Here is a 14416-nt window from a genome sequence, read left to right on the forward strand (position 1 = left end):
GGGATTCGAACCCCCGGTACCTCGCAGTACAACGGTTTTCAAGACCGCCGCAATCGACCACTCTGCCACCTCTCCAAATGCGGATGCAAAGATAAAGGAAAATTTAAATCCACAAAAGAAAGAATTTGTTTTTTCTTAAAAATATCCATCCCAATTAATACAGTTTAAAATCCCGATCCCGTAAACTCTTGACGGCAAGTTTCTCGTGTAAAACCAAAGGAGCTAACTCTGCTCCCGACAGACTTGATTTTGCCGGGATAAAAACCACATGAGGATAGTTCAAAATAAGACCATGTAGTAATTTCACCCGCTCCATGTGAAAATCAGAAGTAACAATGAACAACAAATCCGGCCTCTCCCGCTCGATTATCGGCTTTGACATCCGGAAGTCCTCCACTGTATTCGTGGTCAGCGCAAATTCCAAGAAATCACTTTCCCTTACCCCTCGCTCGATCAAAAAACGTTTTGAATAATAAGCATGAGGATGATTGGTCGTGTTGAAGGATTCACCAAATCCCCCGGTACAAAGAATCTTCACACCATCATTATGAAGATAAAGCCCTAATGTACACTCTAGCCGATCCACCGCCATCGGGCTTAAATTTCCCTGTTCATCATTCGGTGCCCCCAATGTTAAAACGATCTGTTTCATATAATACCCCGGTTAGTTCAAATTTACGATTCCAAAGTTAAAGAATATTCATTATTTTTGTAAACAATACAGCGTATTATTAACACAGGCAAAATGACAGAATCATGGACGGAAAATTAAGTATCAACACGGGTACCTGCATTAAATGCGGCAAGTGCGCACGAGTATGCCCTTCACAGATCATCACACAGGAAACAAAAGGCTCCGCGGTAAAAGTACAAAACGTAGAAAATTGCATCGTGTGCGGGCATTGCGTGGCAGTATGTCCTACCAGCTCGGTACTTCATTCCGAATTCCCGCCTGAAAAGGTACACGCATTCAAATACAGTGACTACCCCACTCCCGAACAAATGATGCTCGTGTGCAAAGCCCGCCGTTCGAACAGGGCATTTTCAACCCGACCGATTCCCAGAGAGATGCTGGAACAAATCATCGAGGCCGCCCATCGTGCCCCAACGGCAAGTAATATGCAACAAGTACACTTCACGCTGATAACCGATCCCAAACAACTAAACGCAATCAGTCGTTTCACGCTAGACGTATTTAACTCGGCCGCCAAGAAATTGAAAAACCCGATACTAAAACTCATCTTAAAACGAATTATGCCGGACGCCTACCGTTACCTGCCCGTGTTTGACCGCCTGAACCGGGAGTATGACAACGGACACGACATGATTCTGCGGGGAGCCACGGCCGCCCTGTTTATCCACACGCCAAAAACCAGTCGTTTCGGAAGTGCAGACGCAAATCTGGCTTATCAGAACGGGTCACTCATGGCGGAATGTCTCGGGGTAAACCAATTCTACATGGGATTCGTCTGCACCGCCATCCACCAGGAAAACAAGGGAACTCTCGCTAATATGCTAGGAATAAACGGCACGATTCATGCCGCCATGGCCCTCGGTATGCCAGAATTCCGTTTCTCCAATTACATTGACAAAAAAGACACGGTAGAAACAGACCTGTAATTTACCACGCCTCCAAACCGAAACTTACTGTTCCTCCAGTAGTTTCTGTAACTTTGCCGGAGTAAGAACTTCTCGGGTATAAAATTTCCCATCCACGAACACGCTATACGTGGTGAGCGGCGCCCGATGATCCCGTGCCATTTCACGAGTCATTATCGGGTGTACCCGCACGGGAACACTTGAAGATTGAATAACCGGATCTAGTAGTTTGATATAGGGCACCGTAAAAGGACATTGTGCCGTGTAAAATATATCTATTCCCTTGACATCATCGCCCAAACCGGCAGAGGCACACGATTTAAAACGAGGAAACGGAGCATCCGGTCTGAACCGTTTTACCAATAATTCGATGTTCGGAACACACGAATCACACACCTCGTACCCGTGCCTGATGAAAAAAGCCTTGTCCGAAAGATACGGTAACTTCTTCTTCCCTACCATCACGACCACACCGTTTGTACCCGCAACATCTTCCTCACACGTTTTCAACAACTCCCGACCGTATCCGTGTCCTTTAAACGATCCGGCCACCCACAGACAATTGATGAAGGTGTAGCCGTCCGCCTCGATAGGCACCCAAGCATATTCAGCCGGTAAATACTCGATGAAAACTTTTCCCCGGACATTCAGTTTGACAAACTTCAATCCCTCCTCCATACGACACGCCAACCACTCTTTCTTGGCCTTCACCCCCTCAGCACTTTTCTTGTCGGACATGGCACAACAAATATGTTCCTGTCCTATATTCTCTTGGGTTAAAATCACTTTATCCATATTCTCATTTTGCAGATAAAGATACAACAATTATATACACAATCATCTCTATTTCGGAATTTCCCGGACAACCCGACAAGGATTTCCCACGGCAACCACGTTAGCCGGAATATCCTTTGTCACAACACTCCCCGCACCGATCACCGTATTAGCACCAATAGTTACTCCCGGTACAATCGTCACGTTTCCCCCAATCCAGACATTGTTCCCGATATTTACCGGATAAGCGTACTCCAACCCCGAATTACGAATCTCCGCATCCAACGGGTGACCTGCCGTGTATATGTTCACGTTCGGGGCAAGCATTACGTTATCACCAATCGTCACGGGAGCCACGTCGAGAATCGTACACCCCACGTTCGCATAGAAATTCTCCCCGATGCGGATATTATACCCGTAATCACAATTAAACGGCTGTTCAATCAGAAAATCATCCCCTGTACTTCCTAATAATTCCCGCAAGATACGTTCCCTGATCTCTTTCTCGGAAGGCCGGGTATGATTATAATCGTACAACAACTCTTTAGCCCGAATCCTCTCCGCGTATAATACGGGGTCCATGGCGTTATACAGCTCCCCGTCAAGCATCTTCTCTTTCTCTGTCTTCATCATTTTTTTACTTTATACAGAGAGGCTGTTCGGAAAGTCACATCTCAAACTCCCTCCCCCCTTCGGGGTACTCCCTCTATAAACAGAGGGAGAGCTGAAATACTTCCTGTCTTCGGGAAGAGTCACCAGCACCTCCTCTGTTTATAGAGGAGGTGGCACGAAGTGACGGAGGAGTTTTTGGAAATTAAATGACTTTTCAAACAGCCCCTTTGACTCAATATATTTTCCTCTATCAAGCGTCTTTCTTGGCATACTCGGACAATTCACACCCGAAAGTATCCATCAGGTAATTATCCAGCTCATCTGCCTTGAACGCCATATTCGTGATATTTTTCTGTACCTCGTCTGCAAAATCAGAGAAGATGTCGGAGATATGAATCCGGTAAGACAGATAAATCTGATTACCGTCCAATCCCAATTGATAGGGTTTCACCTCTGCATTCAACAAGTAGGTCAACACGGGTTCGAGATTCTTCTTCGGTAACACGTTGATCGGTGAAGTACAGAACAGGTAAGAACGCTGGTACACGAACATACGGATCTCTGAACTCCCTTTGTGGAACACCCAACTTTCGTAACCGACACGGGCCAACACGGGATTAATTCCCATAGCCTGAATAGCTTCCTCGCAGAAAACTGCCAAGTCGGTCAATGAACGTTCCTGGAAAACATTCGATGGCAACTTATCCCCGCATGACGGACAATATTCCTCTTCATCGGAAATAAACTCGTCACAACTGTTACATTGCACGTTATATACACTTGTATCCAGATCACCGATCTGTTCCAATAACTCACGTAAAGCCGTCACCGGAATACCGAATCCCATGTTATCCGCATCCGTAATCTTGCTTGCCGTGATTGCGACCAGTTCATCCCGGTCATTGAACATCGGTCCCCCACTGTTTCCCGGATTCACAGCGGCATCCGTCTGGATATAATAACTATCGTTAATCAACTGCCTTGGGGATGACACGGTTCCCTCGGTTACCGTGAACGGCATCCCGAACGGGTAACCTGCCACGTTGATCTTCTGTCCGATAGACACGCTATCTAACGCGGACAAAGCGATTTCCGGTAGGGCGGAGAAATCCCCCTCAGCCTTTAAAAAGGCTATATCCTTTGCCGGGTTCACCAACACGACTCTAGCGTAAAAACGATTTTTGTCGTTATCTTGCAGGGCAACCTCGCGGAAACCGTCCACCACGTGGTAATTCGTCACGAACAGGTCATAATTTTTCAAGTAAAAACAACTGCCTGACCCACCGGCATGATTGACCTTATATACAGCGTTAAAAATATTCTGTTCCATAATCATTAAATTTCATTATTGTTGCTGACCGTTTCCCATATAAGTGGCGGCTAACTGTTGTACCTTCAACATATAATCTTCCATACTCACCTGTCCGGCAGCTAGCTGTTGCTGCAACTCTTGCACCTTCTGCACGTACTCCATCATTCCACCGCCCTGTTGCATGGCTTGTGCCGCTTGTTGCATTCCTTGCTGCATCATTTGCTGCATACCCTGCATCATTTGGGACATATCAAATTCACCTTCCTCGTCGTCGTCATCATCCGGTTCCAACTCTCCCTCCATGATATTATCCATGGCAGCATGTAAGATCGGGGCAGCCTCATCCCAAGGTTTAGCGGAAGCTTTTTCCAAGGCACGAACCACAACCGCATTCACGTCATCCTGCACGTTATTATAATAGTACATCTCGTAGAACTTGTAAACAATCATCAAGCAACACGTCATGTAATCACCCGTTTCAAACGCTTGGGTGGCACGATTGTATGAATTCTCGAAATTCTCCTGAATATTCTTCAAATTAGAACGACGTTTATCCGAAATAAAGGTCTCCACGTAGTACAAATCCTCAGCCCATTGCTCTTTTGTCATTCCCTGCAAGCGGGCAATGACAGACTTCCCGTAATTCACCACTTCCGGCAACGGAATATCTTCCCGATCCATCTCGGAAACGGCCTTATTCAAGTCGTTCAACAACTGTCCCTGCGGGTGAGCGTAATACAATATCTTCAATATCGTCGTGTCCAGCACGTTCCACGCGAACCCGTATTTCCGGTCCGCCTCGAAATCCTTCACGGCATCCATACACTCCTTACAACTCAATTGTACCACCTCGTAAACCGTGTTCAGCGTTTCATCATCAAAAGGAGTTACTTTCGGTTCATATATCCGTTGAGCCCCGAACTTAGTCTCGAACTCGTCATCATACTTGTCTCCCGTGTTACAAATCTCCTGAAGAATATAATAAATCTTGTAAGGATTTGCCAGTGCCAGCGGGCAAGTGTACTCGAATGCCAATCGATCCTTTTTCAACTCAACTTGAGCCAAGTCCATAGCATTAAAATTCAAGCCTGCAACCTGCCGTAACAAGGGAATACGATTCTTCTCCGGCAAAGAGAGAAACGGTGCGTGAATCAACAACCGATCATCCTCGATCTTTATATTCACCACGATCGAACCATGAGGAATATTAAATTCCGTTCCTTTCGCGTTCCCATATTTCTCACGGAATTCGTCGTTCACATAGTCCAATAAAGCATAGAACGACTGCAAATATTCTCCATTATCGAACGCCTCTACACTCGTATCGAAATAATCGACCTTAATTTTACTTTCCGTAGAAACGATCGTGGAAAGGTTAAATGTCAATGTTTGTTTCATGACTTATAATGTATTAAATAAATAATTATGATTCACGCGCTCACTCGTGCCACATCCACACGGGAGCGCTATAAAATTATACAATTATCCGAGAAATCCACCCCTCGGTTCGTGAAAATAGGTTATAAACCAAAAAATAATCATCAAATTTCTCATAATCAGCATCTCAAAACATATAATTTATCATAAGCAATCAAGGCCACACCGCCAGTATACACCATGCCCCGACCAACCTCCTTTCCCCCAACAAATAATTTTTAATAAAAAGTTTGAAACTGCACCCGCTCTTTTATCGTATATATAAGAAATTTATAAACTCAAAAACACTCAAAACATGGAAATTACACATGATAAAACCAGACATATGTTCGAATTCTCCGAAAACGGGAATTCGGCCGTCGTAGAATACAAACCCTTTGACGGGGGAATCAACATCTTACACACATTCGTTCCCAAACCTTTGCAAAATAAAGGCTACGGGGCCAAACTTGTGAAAGAAACGTTGGATTATGCACGGGAAAATCACTTGAAGGTTATCATCACCTGTCCTTTTGCCCGCGTATACGTGGCCCGTCATAAAGAATACGAAGATCTACTTTAATGCCATCTTCCCTACTGGCAAACACCTGCACATCAGAACGAAAAACAAAAATATTACAAAAAAGGAGTGTTTGCGACAAAACAATTTTCCCAAAAATATAGAAATTTATAATTCTATCCTTTGGAACATCGGTAAAATTTAACAACTTTGTGGTGAATTACAAGAAGTGTGTAGCATGAAATATAACATCATTATCGCGATACTAATATGTGTAATCCTGTTTATTTTATACAAGTATATACAGGCGAAACAAATTATTAGCGACAAAAAAGGAGAAATCAAAACTTCTGAGGCTCTATTCAATTTTATTTTACAACACATAAAGTCCTATATCCTTGTCATTGACAGGAACTTTATCGTGGAGAAAACGAACTATTACGCAATTACAGACACAGAGGACTCCGGACAACCTAAAAGAGTCGGGGAATTACTTAATTGTGTCAATTCCCTGAATAAAGGTTGCGGCAACGGAGAACTTTGCAAGGCTTGTCCCATCAGACAGGCAATAACGGAAGCCTTTAAAACGAAAAAGGACTTTTCTAACTTGGAAACCACTGTAAGCCTGCGTCTATCAGACAAGAAAACCTTCAAATGCAATGTTGCCGTTTCCGGTTCATACATGAACATTCACAACCGTCCGGAAATGTTAATTACCATTCATGACATCACGGAACTCAAACAGGCTCAAATTCGTTTACAAGATGCTTTGTCCAAAACTGAACGGATTGAAAAGTCAAAATTCACGTTTCTCGAAAAACTGAGTAACGAAATTAACGACCAGCTAAACTGCATTTTAGGCTGGACCAACCTGGTAAGCACGGATAAAACGCTGACACCTAACCAGCAAAACGAGTACATGAATCTTATATACGAACACTCCGACCAACTCTCCCATCTGGCGAATGACGTGTTGCGGCTGGCCCGGATCGATGCGCACAAGATCGACTTACAGATGGCAACCTTCTGTCTGCACGAGTTTTGCCAGGATATTATCCTTCTTCGAATGAACAACACCCACCCGAACGTAGAATTGTATTTGGAAGGAGACTCCCCGAATCTCTTGGTGTACACGGATCAACAAAAATTATATCAGGTAATTCTCAATCTCCTGTCCAACGCCCAGAAATTCACGAACAAAGGACACATCAAACTCGCTTATTCCGTGGATGAAGAACAAAATATGATTAACTTCATCGTGGAAGACACGGGCTTAGGAATGCCGCCCAGAATACACACGTACCTCTTCGAGAGATTCTATAAGGCAAACACCTTTACCGACGGCCCCGGACTAGGCCTATCTATTTGTAAGGCATACATTGAGGCGATGGGCGGAACCATTCAATTTACCTCTTCTGAAGGACGTGGAACTCGTTTCCATTTTTCGATAAGAAAAGAACCGATTCCGGCAGGTGATGTTGCTCTGGATATGCACAAGTGATACATTATCCGCCACCACGACCGAGTGTTTGAGTTTTTAATATAATTTACAAGACCGACTCAAACCTTATCCGGGAAGTTTCCGTTTATCACGAAAAAACGACACGAATGGAAACAACTCAAAAGCCAAAAGAGATCATCGGGCATCTCATGGTCTTGTCAACAATTGTCATATATAGCTTTAACACGAATTTCATGAAGATCCTCATGCCGGAATGGATTGGTCCTCATGGCCTCGTGTTAATTCGTTGCACGGTCATGGCTTTCGGTTTCTGGATCATCTCCCTCTTCATCCCGGCAAATAAACAACAGGCAAAACCCAAAAGAAAAGACATTTTCATGATGATGCTGGGCGGTCTGCTCGGCATCGGGGGTAACTTACTACTATACATCAACGGCTTGAACATCACGGGTCCCGTGGATGCTTTTGTTATCCGTACCGTACAACCTATTATCGTAATTGCACTCGCCGTACTGATTCTTCACGCGGACTTCAATCGCTACAAAGCCATCGGTATCGTTTTGGGACTCGCGGGAACTCTTTACGTTTCAATCACCCCGCACGCCGAAGCGGTGAAAGACTCATTCACAGGAGACGTTCTGATCTTCGTCGCCTCGGTTTTCAACGCGCTCTATCTCATATTAATCAAACCCTACACCCAGAAATTCAATTCGGTTATCGTGATGCGCTGGATGAGCTTGGCAGCCTTTATCCTCGTACTTCCTTTCGGCTTGCATCAAACCCTCGAAGCCCCGCTATTCACGTCAGAGGCTCCCGTACATATCTGGTTGGAACTCGGTTTCGTGCTTATTTTCGCCACGATGATAGCTTACTTCCTAAACTTGAAAGCCCTGCTATACATTTCGCCCTTTGTGGAAAGCGTGTATATTTACCTCCTCCCTATCACCGGAGCCATCGTGTCAATATCGCTCGGTCTCCAGAAATTCTCATGGCACGACCCGATCGCCCTCGTATTAATCATTGCTGGATTCGCATTGATAAACAAAAAGAAAAAAGTGAAAACTGTTATAAACAAATCTTGAAATCAAACTATAAAAACACTTTCATACTCTCTGATAAATCGGCAATAATACCCTTATGTTTCTTCAGAAATTCACATATCTTCATCTTGGACTCGGGATTCTGTAATATTTCTGGGGATTCCAGCATCAAAGTCACCACGTTCAGCAACTCGTTTGTCTCCTTGACACTTGTTGCCAACATCTGCATGAAAAACACTCTTTTCTCCTTATCCTCGAACAAAATTTCGAGCTCTCTCCGTAATTCCTCACCATCAATATTCGCCAATTTAACCTCACTCATCATTGTCTTATCTTTTTAAATTTCCAGATCTTACCACAATCAAAACACTTGTTTGCCGACCGGAATATTTGTATTCTCACTTTCCCAACAAATACCCGGACACAAGTTAGCATATTTTCGCTATATTTCCAAATATGCTGCAATAACATTCCATTTTATTCCAATAACAAGAGCAATCAATGCAATATTGTCACACTTTTCCCTCCCTCTTTCTCTTCTTCCACAACTGCCAACTATTGATACTATTCTGCCACAGGACATAAGCGGCAGGTCCTATCGAAGAAAGAGGCGAAAGATACACTTGCGCCATCCATATAGCCAAAATCGTGTTTTTCTGTCCCAATCCTTGGCCTCCTGCAATGGTCTCACCATGTCGGCGACCGACCCAACGCCCGATCGCAAATTGTCCGATACACAATAACAACGCGGCAAAAGCGATTAAAAACTCTTCCCCGTAGTTTTTACTATCCTGCTGCATGATGAAAGACACCGTTTTCCCGACCACGATTGTCAGGCTGAACGCCCACAAATAGAAAGAAATACTTTGATGACTTTTCAACACCTTATGTGCTGAAGGAATAAAATATTCCAAGATCCATGCCCCGGCCAGCGGCAAAAGTAACAACGGCCCAACTTGCCGGCAAACGTACCATAAAGACGCACCGAAAGACATTTCCCCTTGGGTCCCCACGAGGGAGAAAATCACGGGTGACACGATTGCCACGCACAAATTACTCGCTAACGTGTAAGCGGCCAAACATGACACACTCCCGCCCAGCATCCCCGTGACAACCGTCGCGGCCACGGCCGTCGGGGCCAGCACACAAATCATCATAGCCTCTCCCAACAAGGCATCAAAAGGGCATAACACGGCGTACACGCACACGCTACCCACGACCTGAACCACAAGCATCCACGCGTGTAACCGGGTAAAACGCATTTCCTTGATCGACAAACGACAACACGTGATTAATAGCATCACAGAAATCAAGTAAGGAGTCAAGAAAGAAAACAAGCTGAAAAAAGAGTAAAATATACCCCCGCTTAACATCGCCAAAGGCAACATCCATGTTTTTAATCGCTCTAACACGTCTTCATTATTTTTCCATCGCAAAGGAACATTGAATTCGCTAATAATCCAAATAAAAAAACAGAAGATCCCCCTTTTGTCAAAACTTGTAAAATACCAGTTATAATCTTTCGTTTTTATCCCTAAATCATGGCTATTATGCAAAATTTGCCTACTTTTGCCCGTGGAACAGGAAAACGCCACAAAAGCGTAACTATCACTACTAAATAGATTCGATCATGTCGGAAAATAAGAATACCGCAATTCCGGTAAATGAATTAGAAGATTTACAAGAGAAAGAGTTTATACTCCACGAGCTACAAAAATCAGCAAAAATCGGCTGGTGGAAGGTAAACTTCAACACTCACGAAATCATTTGTTCAGACTACATCATGGATATACTCGATCTATCTAAAAACACCATGACCGTGGAAGAGTTCCTAAACATCATCAACGTGGAACACAGGCAACGTATCTCCTCCTCGTTCATCCACATCCGGACACAGAATTTCTACGACGAAATATTCCCGATCCAAACAAAGTATGGAGAATTATGGATTCATTCCAAGCTGGGCAACAAAATCGTGCGGGAAGACAACACGGTTATCGCCATCGGATTTTCCCAGATACTTGATGAAGAAACGAATACATCCCTTTATAAAAACAAGGAAGACTCCCGTTTAAAGGAATTACTGGTCCGGCAATTCGCCCTCTCTCAATCCCTATCAAACTTTTTGAAAAGCGCAGACACCCAAAAAGTCATCACGGACACGCTGAAAGATCTATTACGGCAGTTTAACGGGGACCGCACCTACATATTCCAATACGACAAGACCAAAGGTACACAAAGTTGTATCTACGAAGCTACTCGGGAAGGAGTTTCCCCGGAGATCGACACGTTGCAGGATATGGATATCAACTATAACCAGTGGTGGAGTAAACAAATGTTCAACAACGTGCCTATCATCATCAACAACCTCGATGAGATGCCACCGGAAGCCGTAAACGACAAGCAAACTTTGGCCCGCCAGAATATTGCCTCCCTCATGGTATTCCCACTTCTATCCGCACAAGGTATTTGGGGATATATGGGGATAGACATTGTAAACACACCCCGCCTTTGGAGTATGATCGACAAGGAATGGTTTTCAGCCATCTCCAACATCATCAACATCTGTATCGAATTACGGGCATCCGAGAAAAAAGCCCAACAGGAAAGAGAGTATTTCAAGAGCCTTTACGACCATATGCCGATCGGTTACCTACGGATGCAAATCTTATGTGATCATTCCGGCAAAGTAACCGATTACAAATATCTGGATGCGAATCCCGCCTTTTACAATATAACAGCATCGCCAATCGGTTCGTATATCGGTCATACTGCTAAAGACTTCAACGCGAACAAACCCGAAGAACTGGAAGTGTTGCAGCAAGTCGTTTCAAGCGGCAAAGTCCTTGAAACCAATCGGCTAATAGCAAATACAGGACGCCAGTATCATATCTTGATCTACTTACAAGGTCAACAAGAAGTCGTCGCTTTGTTCACAGACATCTCGGAACGGATGAAAACGATCGAGGCCCTTCGCCGTAGTGAAGAAACCTTACACAACATTTACAAAAACATACCTGTCGGTATCGAAATCTATGATAAAGATGGAACCTTAATCGCTCTAAATGACGTTGAAAGCGAAATCTTTGGATTCGAACACAAAGAAGACGTACTGGGAGTTAATCTATTTAAAAATCCGAATCTCCCCCAGCAACACCTCGAAATGTTACGGCAGGGCGAGGAAATCATGTTCCCGCTGACGTACAAATTCACAAACGTGAATAAAACTTACTACAACACGAAATACGAGGGGACAAGAAACTTGACGGTAAAAGGAAATTGTCTCTATGATACCGACAATAACATAGAAAATTACCTGCTCATCGTCATTGACAACACGGAAGCCATCAAGGCTTACCGCAAAATTGAAGACTTTGAAACCCTGTTCAATGACATCGCGGAATTCTCCAAAGTAGGTATTTGCCGCTGGAACCCGCTAAGTAACAACTTTCTGGGTTCGGACGTTTGGTTTCATAATCTCAACCAGACACCCCGCCAAATCAACAATATCATGGAAGCCTACGAGTATGCTCACCCGGATGATCTCCAATGTCTCTCCACGTTTTTCCAAAACGTCATGGACGGGGAAGAACAGTCATTCTCCGGGCAAGTACGTATCCAATTCGAGGATAGCTGGCGCTGGATGCGCATACGTTTCAAAGTGAAAGAATACAATCCGCAGAAAGGCATTATTGAACTCATCGGGCTAAATCTTGACATCACGGAACTAAAAGAAACAGAAAGTAAACTCATTGCCGCCAAGCTGAAAGCCGAAGAGGCTGATCGCTTGAAATCGGCCTTCTTGGCTAACATGAGCCATGAAATCCGTACCCCTCTCAACGCGATAGTAGGTTTCTCCAACTTGTTGGCTGACACGAGCGACATCGAGGAAAGGGAACAATACATCTCCGTGATACAGAAAAACAACGAACTTTTATTGCAACTCATCTCTGATATACTTGACCTCTCCAAAATCGAGGCGGGAACCTACGAGGTCACGTTTGCCGAAGTGGACGTGAATGACTTATGCGAAGAAATCATCTGTTCTCATGCCATGAAAGTCCCTCAAGGCGTGACGTTATCATTCGAGGAACACGAGCCTCATTGTTTCATTTGTAGTGACAGAAACCGCATCACGCAGATTCTTTCAAACTTCATCAACAACGCGATTAAATTCACGGAATCCGGTTACATTCACGTGGGTTATACTCTCTCGGAAAAGTACATCCGATTCCACGTGCAAGACTCGGGTATCGGGATCTCGACAAAGAATCAGGAACAAATCTTCGATCGTTTTATAAAATTAAATACCTTCGCGAGAGGTACAGGCTTGGGTTTGTCCATCTGCAAGAGTATCGTTGAAAAACTGGGCGGGGAAATCGGGGTTAAATCCACACTGGGATGCGGCTCCACGTTCTGGTTCTCGCTCCCCTACGATCCCTTGTATAAAGCAAAGTCAGGCACTACCGGCCATTGATAATTTGCTTAACACGATCGAACATGCCACTAAATCCCGAAATATCCCGTTTCATCCGGGAACATCTGGACGACAATCCAGATCAATTACTATGGAAGAAAAACGAGTACCCGGATGATCGTGTCGTGTTGGCCGTGGAACAAATTCAGGCCCGGGAGAATATCAAGGAGAAACTCCCCTCGTGGTATGCCTGCCGGGACATCTTCTACCCGTCCAGACTATCCACCGAACAATGCTCATCCGAGACAACTGCTCCCTACAAGGCTCGACTCGCCACGGGTAACTCCCTCTGCGACCTCACGGGTGGCTTAGGCGTCGACACGTACTTCTTTTCCCGGCAAGTAGATAACGTGACATACGTGGAGCGCAATGAATCGTACTGCGAGGCTGCTCGTTCCAACTTTCTAGCACTGGGAGCGACCAACATCGAGGTCATTCACGCCGACGCGACAACCGTGGTCAACCAAGTTATTGCCGACACGTACTACGTTGATCCCGCCCGCCGGACGACTGATAACAAGCGGGTGTTCGCCCTGACCGATTATGCCCCGAACATACTGGAAATCAAGGCAACTCTTTTACAACAAGGTCAACGCCTGATCATCAAAATCTCCCCCATGGCCGACCTTTCCGCGGTCCTGCAACTCCTACCCGAAACCACCGACGTACATGTGGTTTCCGTCCGCAACGAGTGCAAGGAACTTTTATTCGTGCTGGGTAAAACCCCGATAAATCAAGCGGTGAACATTCACACCGTGAATTTTGCTACCGACACGGAGCAATACTTTTCCTTTCTCTTGGAAGAGGAGAAGGACGCACAACCTCGCTACACGAGTTATATCGGCTCCTACCTTTACGAACCGAACAGTTCCGTCCTCAAAAGCGGGGCCTTTAAACTCGTTGCCAACCGTTACGGGTTGGAGAAACTCCACCCTCACAGCCACCTCTACACCTCGGATCATCTTGTTGCAGACTTCCCCGGTCGTGCATTTCAAGTTAAAGAAATACTGGACTTTTCAAGCAAACTGCTTAAACAGATTTCCCGCACTATCCCCAAAGCAAACATCACTACCCGCAACTTTAAACTATCTGTCAACGAACTCCGCACCCGAAGCAAGATAAAAGACGGCGGTACCACCTACCTTTTTGCCACCACCCTCAATGACGGGCGAGCCGTAATCGTGAGGACAGAAAAATGAAGTTA

At 44.8% G+C, this 14416-nt stretch carries 13 protein-coding genes; 6 read left to right on the top strand and 7 right to left on the bottom strand.

Annotated features, from left to right (window positions below; all coding sequences use genetic code 11):
- Positions 1–154: 154 nt before the first annotated feature.
- Entirely contained in the window at positions 155–652 is a 498-nt protein-coding gene (locus I2I33_RS12865) for a YdcF family protein (protein WP_087422070.1), read from the bottom strand.
- A gap of 104 nt (positions 653–756) precedes the next feature.
- On the opposite strand from I2I33_RS12865, the gene I2I33_RS12870 reads away from it, so the two are divergent.
- Complete coding sequence (locus tag I2I33_RS12870; protein ID WP_087422069.1) at positions 757–1620, top strand: nitroreductase family protein; 864 nt, start codon at positions 757–759, stop codon at positions 1618–1620.
- A 24-nt stretch (positions 1621–1644) separates the two neighbouring features.
- On the opposite strand, the gene I2I33_RS12875 is transcribed toward I2I33_RS12870, so the two are convergent.
- From I2I33_RS12875 to I2I33_RS12890, 4 genes are all read right to left on the bottom strand, one after another.
- Positions 1645–2394, bottom strand: a complete 750-nt coding sequence (locus tag I2I33_RS12875; protein WP_087422068.1) for a GNAT family N-acetyltransferase — start codon at positions 2392–2394, stop codon at positions 1645–1647.
- Between the two features lie 48 nt (positions 2395–2442).
- Positions 2443–3003 carry a sugar O-acetyltransferase gene (locus tag I2I33_RS12880; RefSeq protein WP_087422239.1) on the bottom strand — a complete coding sequence of 187 codons (561 nt, stop codon included), beginning with the start codon at positions 3001–3003 and terminating at the stop codon, positions 2443–2445.
- A 232-nt stretch (positions 3004–3235) separates the two neighbouring features.
- The gene (locus I2I33_RS12885) at positions 3236–4315 is read right to left on the bottom strand and encodes a trypsin-like peptidase domain-containing protein (RefSeq protein WP_087422067.1); all 1080 of its coding nucleotides are present in this window, start codon (positions 4313–4315) and stop codon (positions 3236–3238) included.
- Between the two features lie 15 nt (positions 4316–4330).
- The gene (locus tag I2I33_RS12890; RefSeq protein ID WP_087422066.1) at positions 4331–5695 is read right to left on the bottom strand and encodes a hypothetical protein; all 1365 of its coding nucleotides are present in this window, start codon (positions 5693–5695) and stop codon (positions 4331–4333) included.
- 334 nt (positions 5696–6029) lie between these two features.
- Between I2I33_RS12890 and I2I33_RS12895 the strand changes: the two genes are divergently transcribed.
- From I2I33_RS12895 to I2I33_RS12905, 3 genes are all read left to right on the top strand, one after another.
- A complete protein-coding gene (locus tag I2I33_RS12895; RefSeq protein WP_087422065.1) occupies positions 6030–6296 on the top strand; it encodes a GNAT family N-acetyltransferase in 267 nt (88 codons plus the stop codon).
- A gap of 175 nt (positions 6297–6471) precedes the next feature.
- Positions 6472–7734 (top strand): sensor histidine kinase, encoded by a 1263-nt coding sequence (locus tag I2I33_RS12900; protein ID WP_087422064.1) that lies wholly within the window; start codon positions 6472–6474, stop codon positions 7732–7734.
- A gap of 107 nt (positions 7735–7841) precedes the next feature.
- Positions 7842–8777: a DMT family transporter gene (locus tag I2I33_RS12905; protein WP_087422063.1), complete on the top strand. Its 936-nt coding sequence runs from the start codon at positions 7842–7844 to the stop codon at positions 8775–8777.
- A 7-nt stretch (positions 8778–8784) separates the two neighbouring features.
- Here I2I33_RS12905 and I2I33_RS12910 read toward each other — a convergent pair whose 3' ends face one another.
- Together I2I33_RS12910 and I2I33_RS12915 are read right to left on the bottom strand one after the other, a co-directional pair.
- On the bottom strand, positions 8785–9060 hold the full coding sequence (locus I2I33_RS12910; RefSeq protein WP_087422062.1) for a hypothetical protein: 276 nt from the start codon (positions 9058–9060) through the stop codon (positions 8785–8787).
- Between the two features lie 187 nt (positions 9061–9247).
- A complete protein-coding gene (locus I2I33_RS12915) occupies positions 9248–10147 on the bottom strand; it encodes a transporter (protein WP_087422238.1) in 900 nt (299 codons plus the stop codon).
- A 218-nt stretch (positions 10148–10365) separates the two neighbouring features.
- Between I2I33_RS12915 and I2I33_RS12920 the strand changes: the two genes are divergently transcribed.
- Together I2I33_RS12920 and I2I33_RS12925 are read left to right on the top strand one after the other, a co-directional pair.
- Positions 10366–13212 carry an ATP-binding protein gene (locus I2I33_RS12920; RefSeq protein ID WP_087422061.1) on the top strand — a complete coding sequence of 949 codons (2847 nt, stop codon included), beginning with the start codon at positions 10366–10368 and terminating at the stop codon, positions 13210–13212.
- Positions 13213–13235: 23 nt separating this feature from the next.
- Complete coding sequence (locus I2I33_RS12925) at positions 13236–14411, top strand: THUMP-like domain-containing protein (RefSeq protein ID WP_087422060.1); 1176 nt, start codon at positions 13236–13238, stop codon at positions 14409–14411.
- Positions 14412–14416 lie beyond the last annotated feature (5 nt).

This window comes from Butyricimonas sp. BSD2780061689_150309_C8 (genome assembly GCF_015560935.1).
GTDB classification, from domain to species: Bacteria; Bacteroidota; Bacteroidia; order Bacteroidales; family Marinifilaceae; genus Butyricimonas; species Butyricimonas paravirosa.

Bases quoted from the DNA above. Each gene is read 5' to 3' on its own strand.
- I2I33_RS12905 (WP_087422063.1), top strand. From the start codon at position 7,842: ATGGAAACAACTCAAAAGCCAAAAGAGATCATCGGGCATCTCATGGTC.
- I2I33_RS12875 (WP_087422068.1), bottom strand. From the start codon at position 2,394: ATGGATAAAGTGATTTTAACCCAAGAGAATATAGGACAGGAACATATT.
- I2I33_RS12890 (WP_087422066.1), bottom strand. From the start codon at position 5,695: ATGAAACAAACATTGACATTTAACCTTTCCACGATCGTTTCTACGGAA.
- I2I33_RS12880 (WP_087422239.1), bottom strand. From the start codon at position 3,003: ATGAAGACAGAGAAAGAGAAGATGCTTGACGGGGAGCTGTATAACGCC.
- I2I33_RS12885 (WP_087422067.1), bottom strand. From the start codon at position 4,315: ATGGAACAGAATATTTTTAACGCTGTATATAAGGTCAATCATGCCGGT.
- I2I33_RS12865 (WP_087422070.1), bottom strand. From the start codon at position 652: ATGAAACAGATCGTTTTAACATTGGGGGCACCGAATGATGAACAGGGA.
- I2I33_RS12910 (WP_087422062.1), bottom strand. From the start codon at position 9,060: ATGATGAGTGAGGTTAAATTGGCGAATATTGATGGTGAGGAATTACGG.
- I2I33_RS12920 (WP_087422061.1), top strand. From the start codon at position 10,366: ATGTCGGAAAATAAGAATACCGCAATTCCGGTAAATGAATTAGAAGAT.
- I2I33_RS12900 (WP_087422064.1), top strand. From the start codon at position 6,472: ATGAAATATAACATCATTATCGCGATACTAATATGTGTAATCCTGTTT.
- I2I33_RS12925 (WP_087422060.1), top strand. From the start codon at position 13,236: ATGCCACTAAATCCCGAAATATCCCGTTTCATCCGGGAACATCTGGAC.
- I2I33_RS12895 (WP_087422065.1), top strand. From the start codon at position 6,030: ATGGAAATTACACATGATAAAACCAGACATATGTTCGAATTCTCCGAA.
- I2I33_RS12870 (WP_087422069.1), top strand. From the start codon at position 757: ATGGACGGAAAATTAAGTATCAACACGGGTACCTGCATTAAATGCGGC.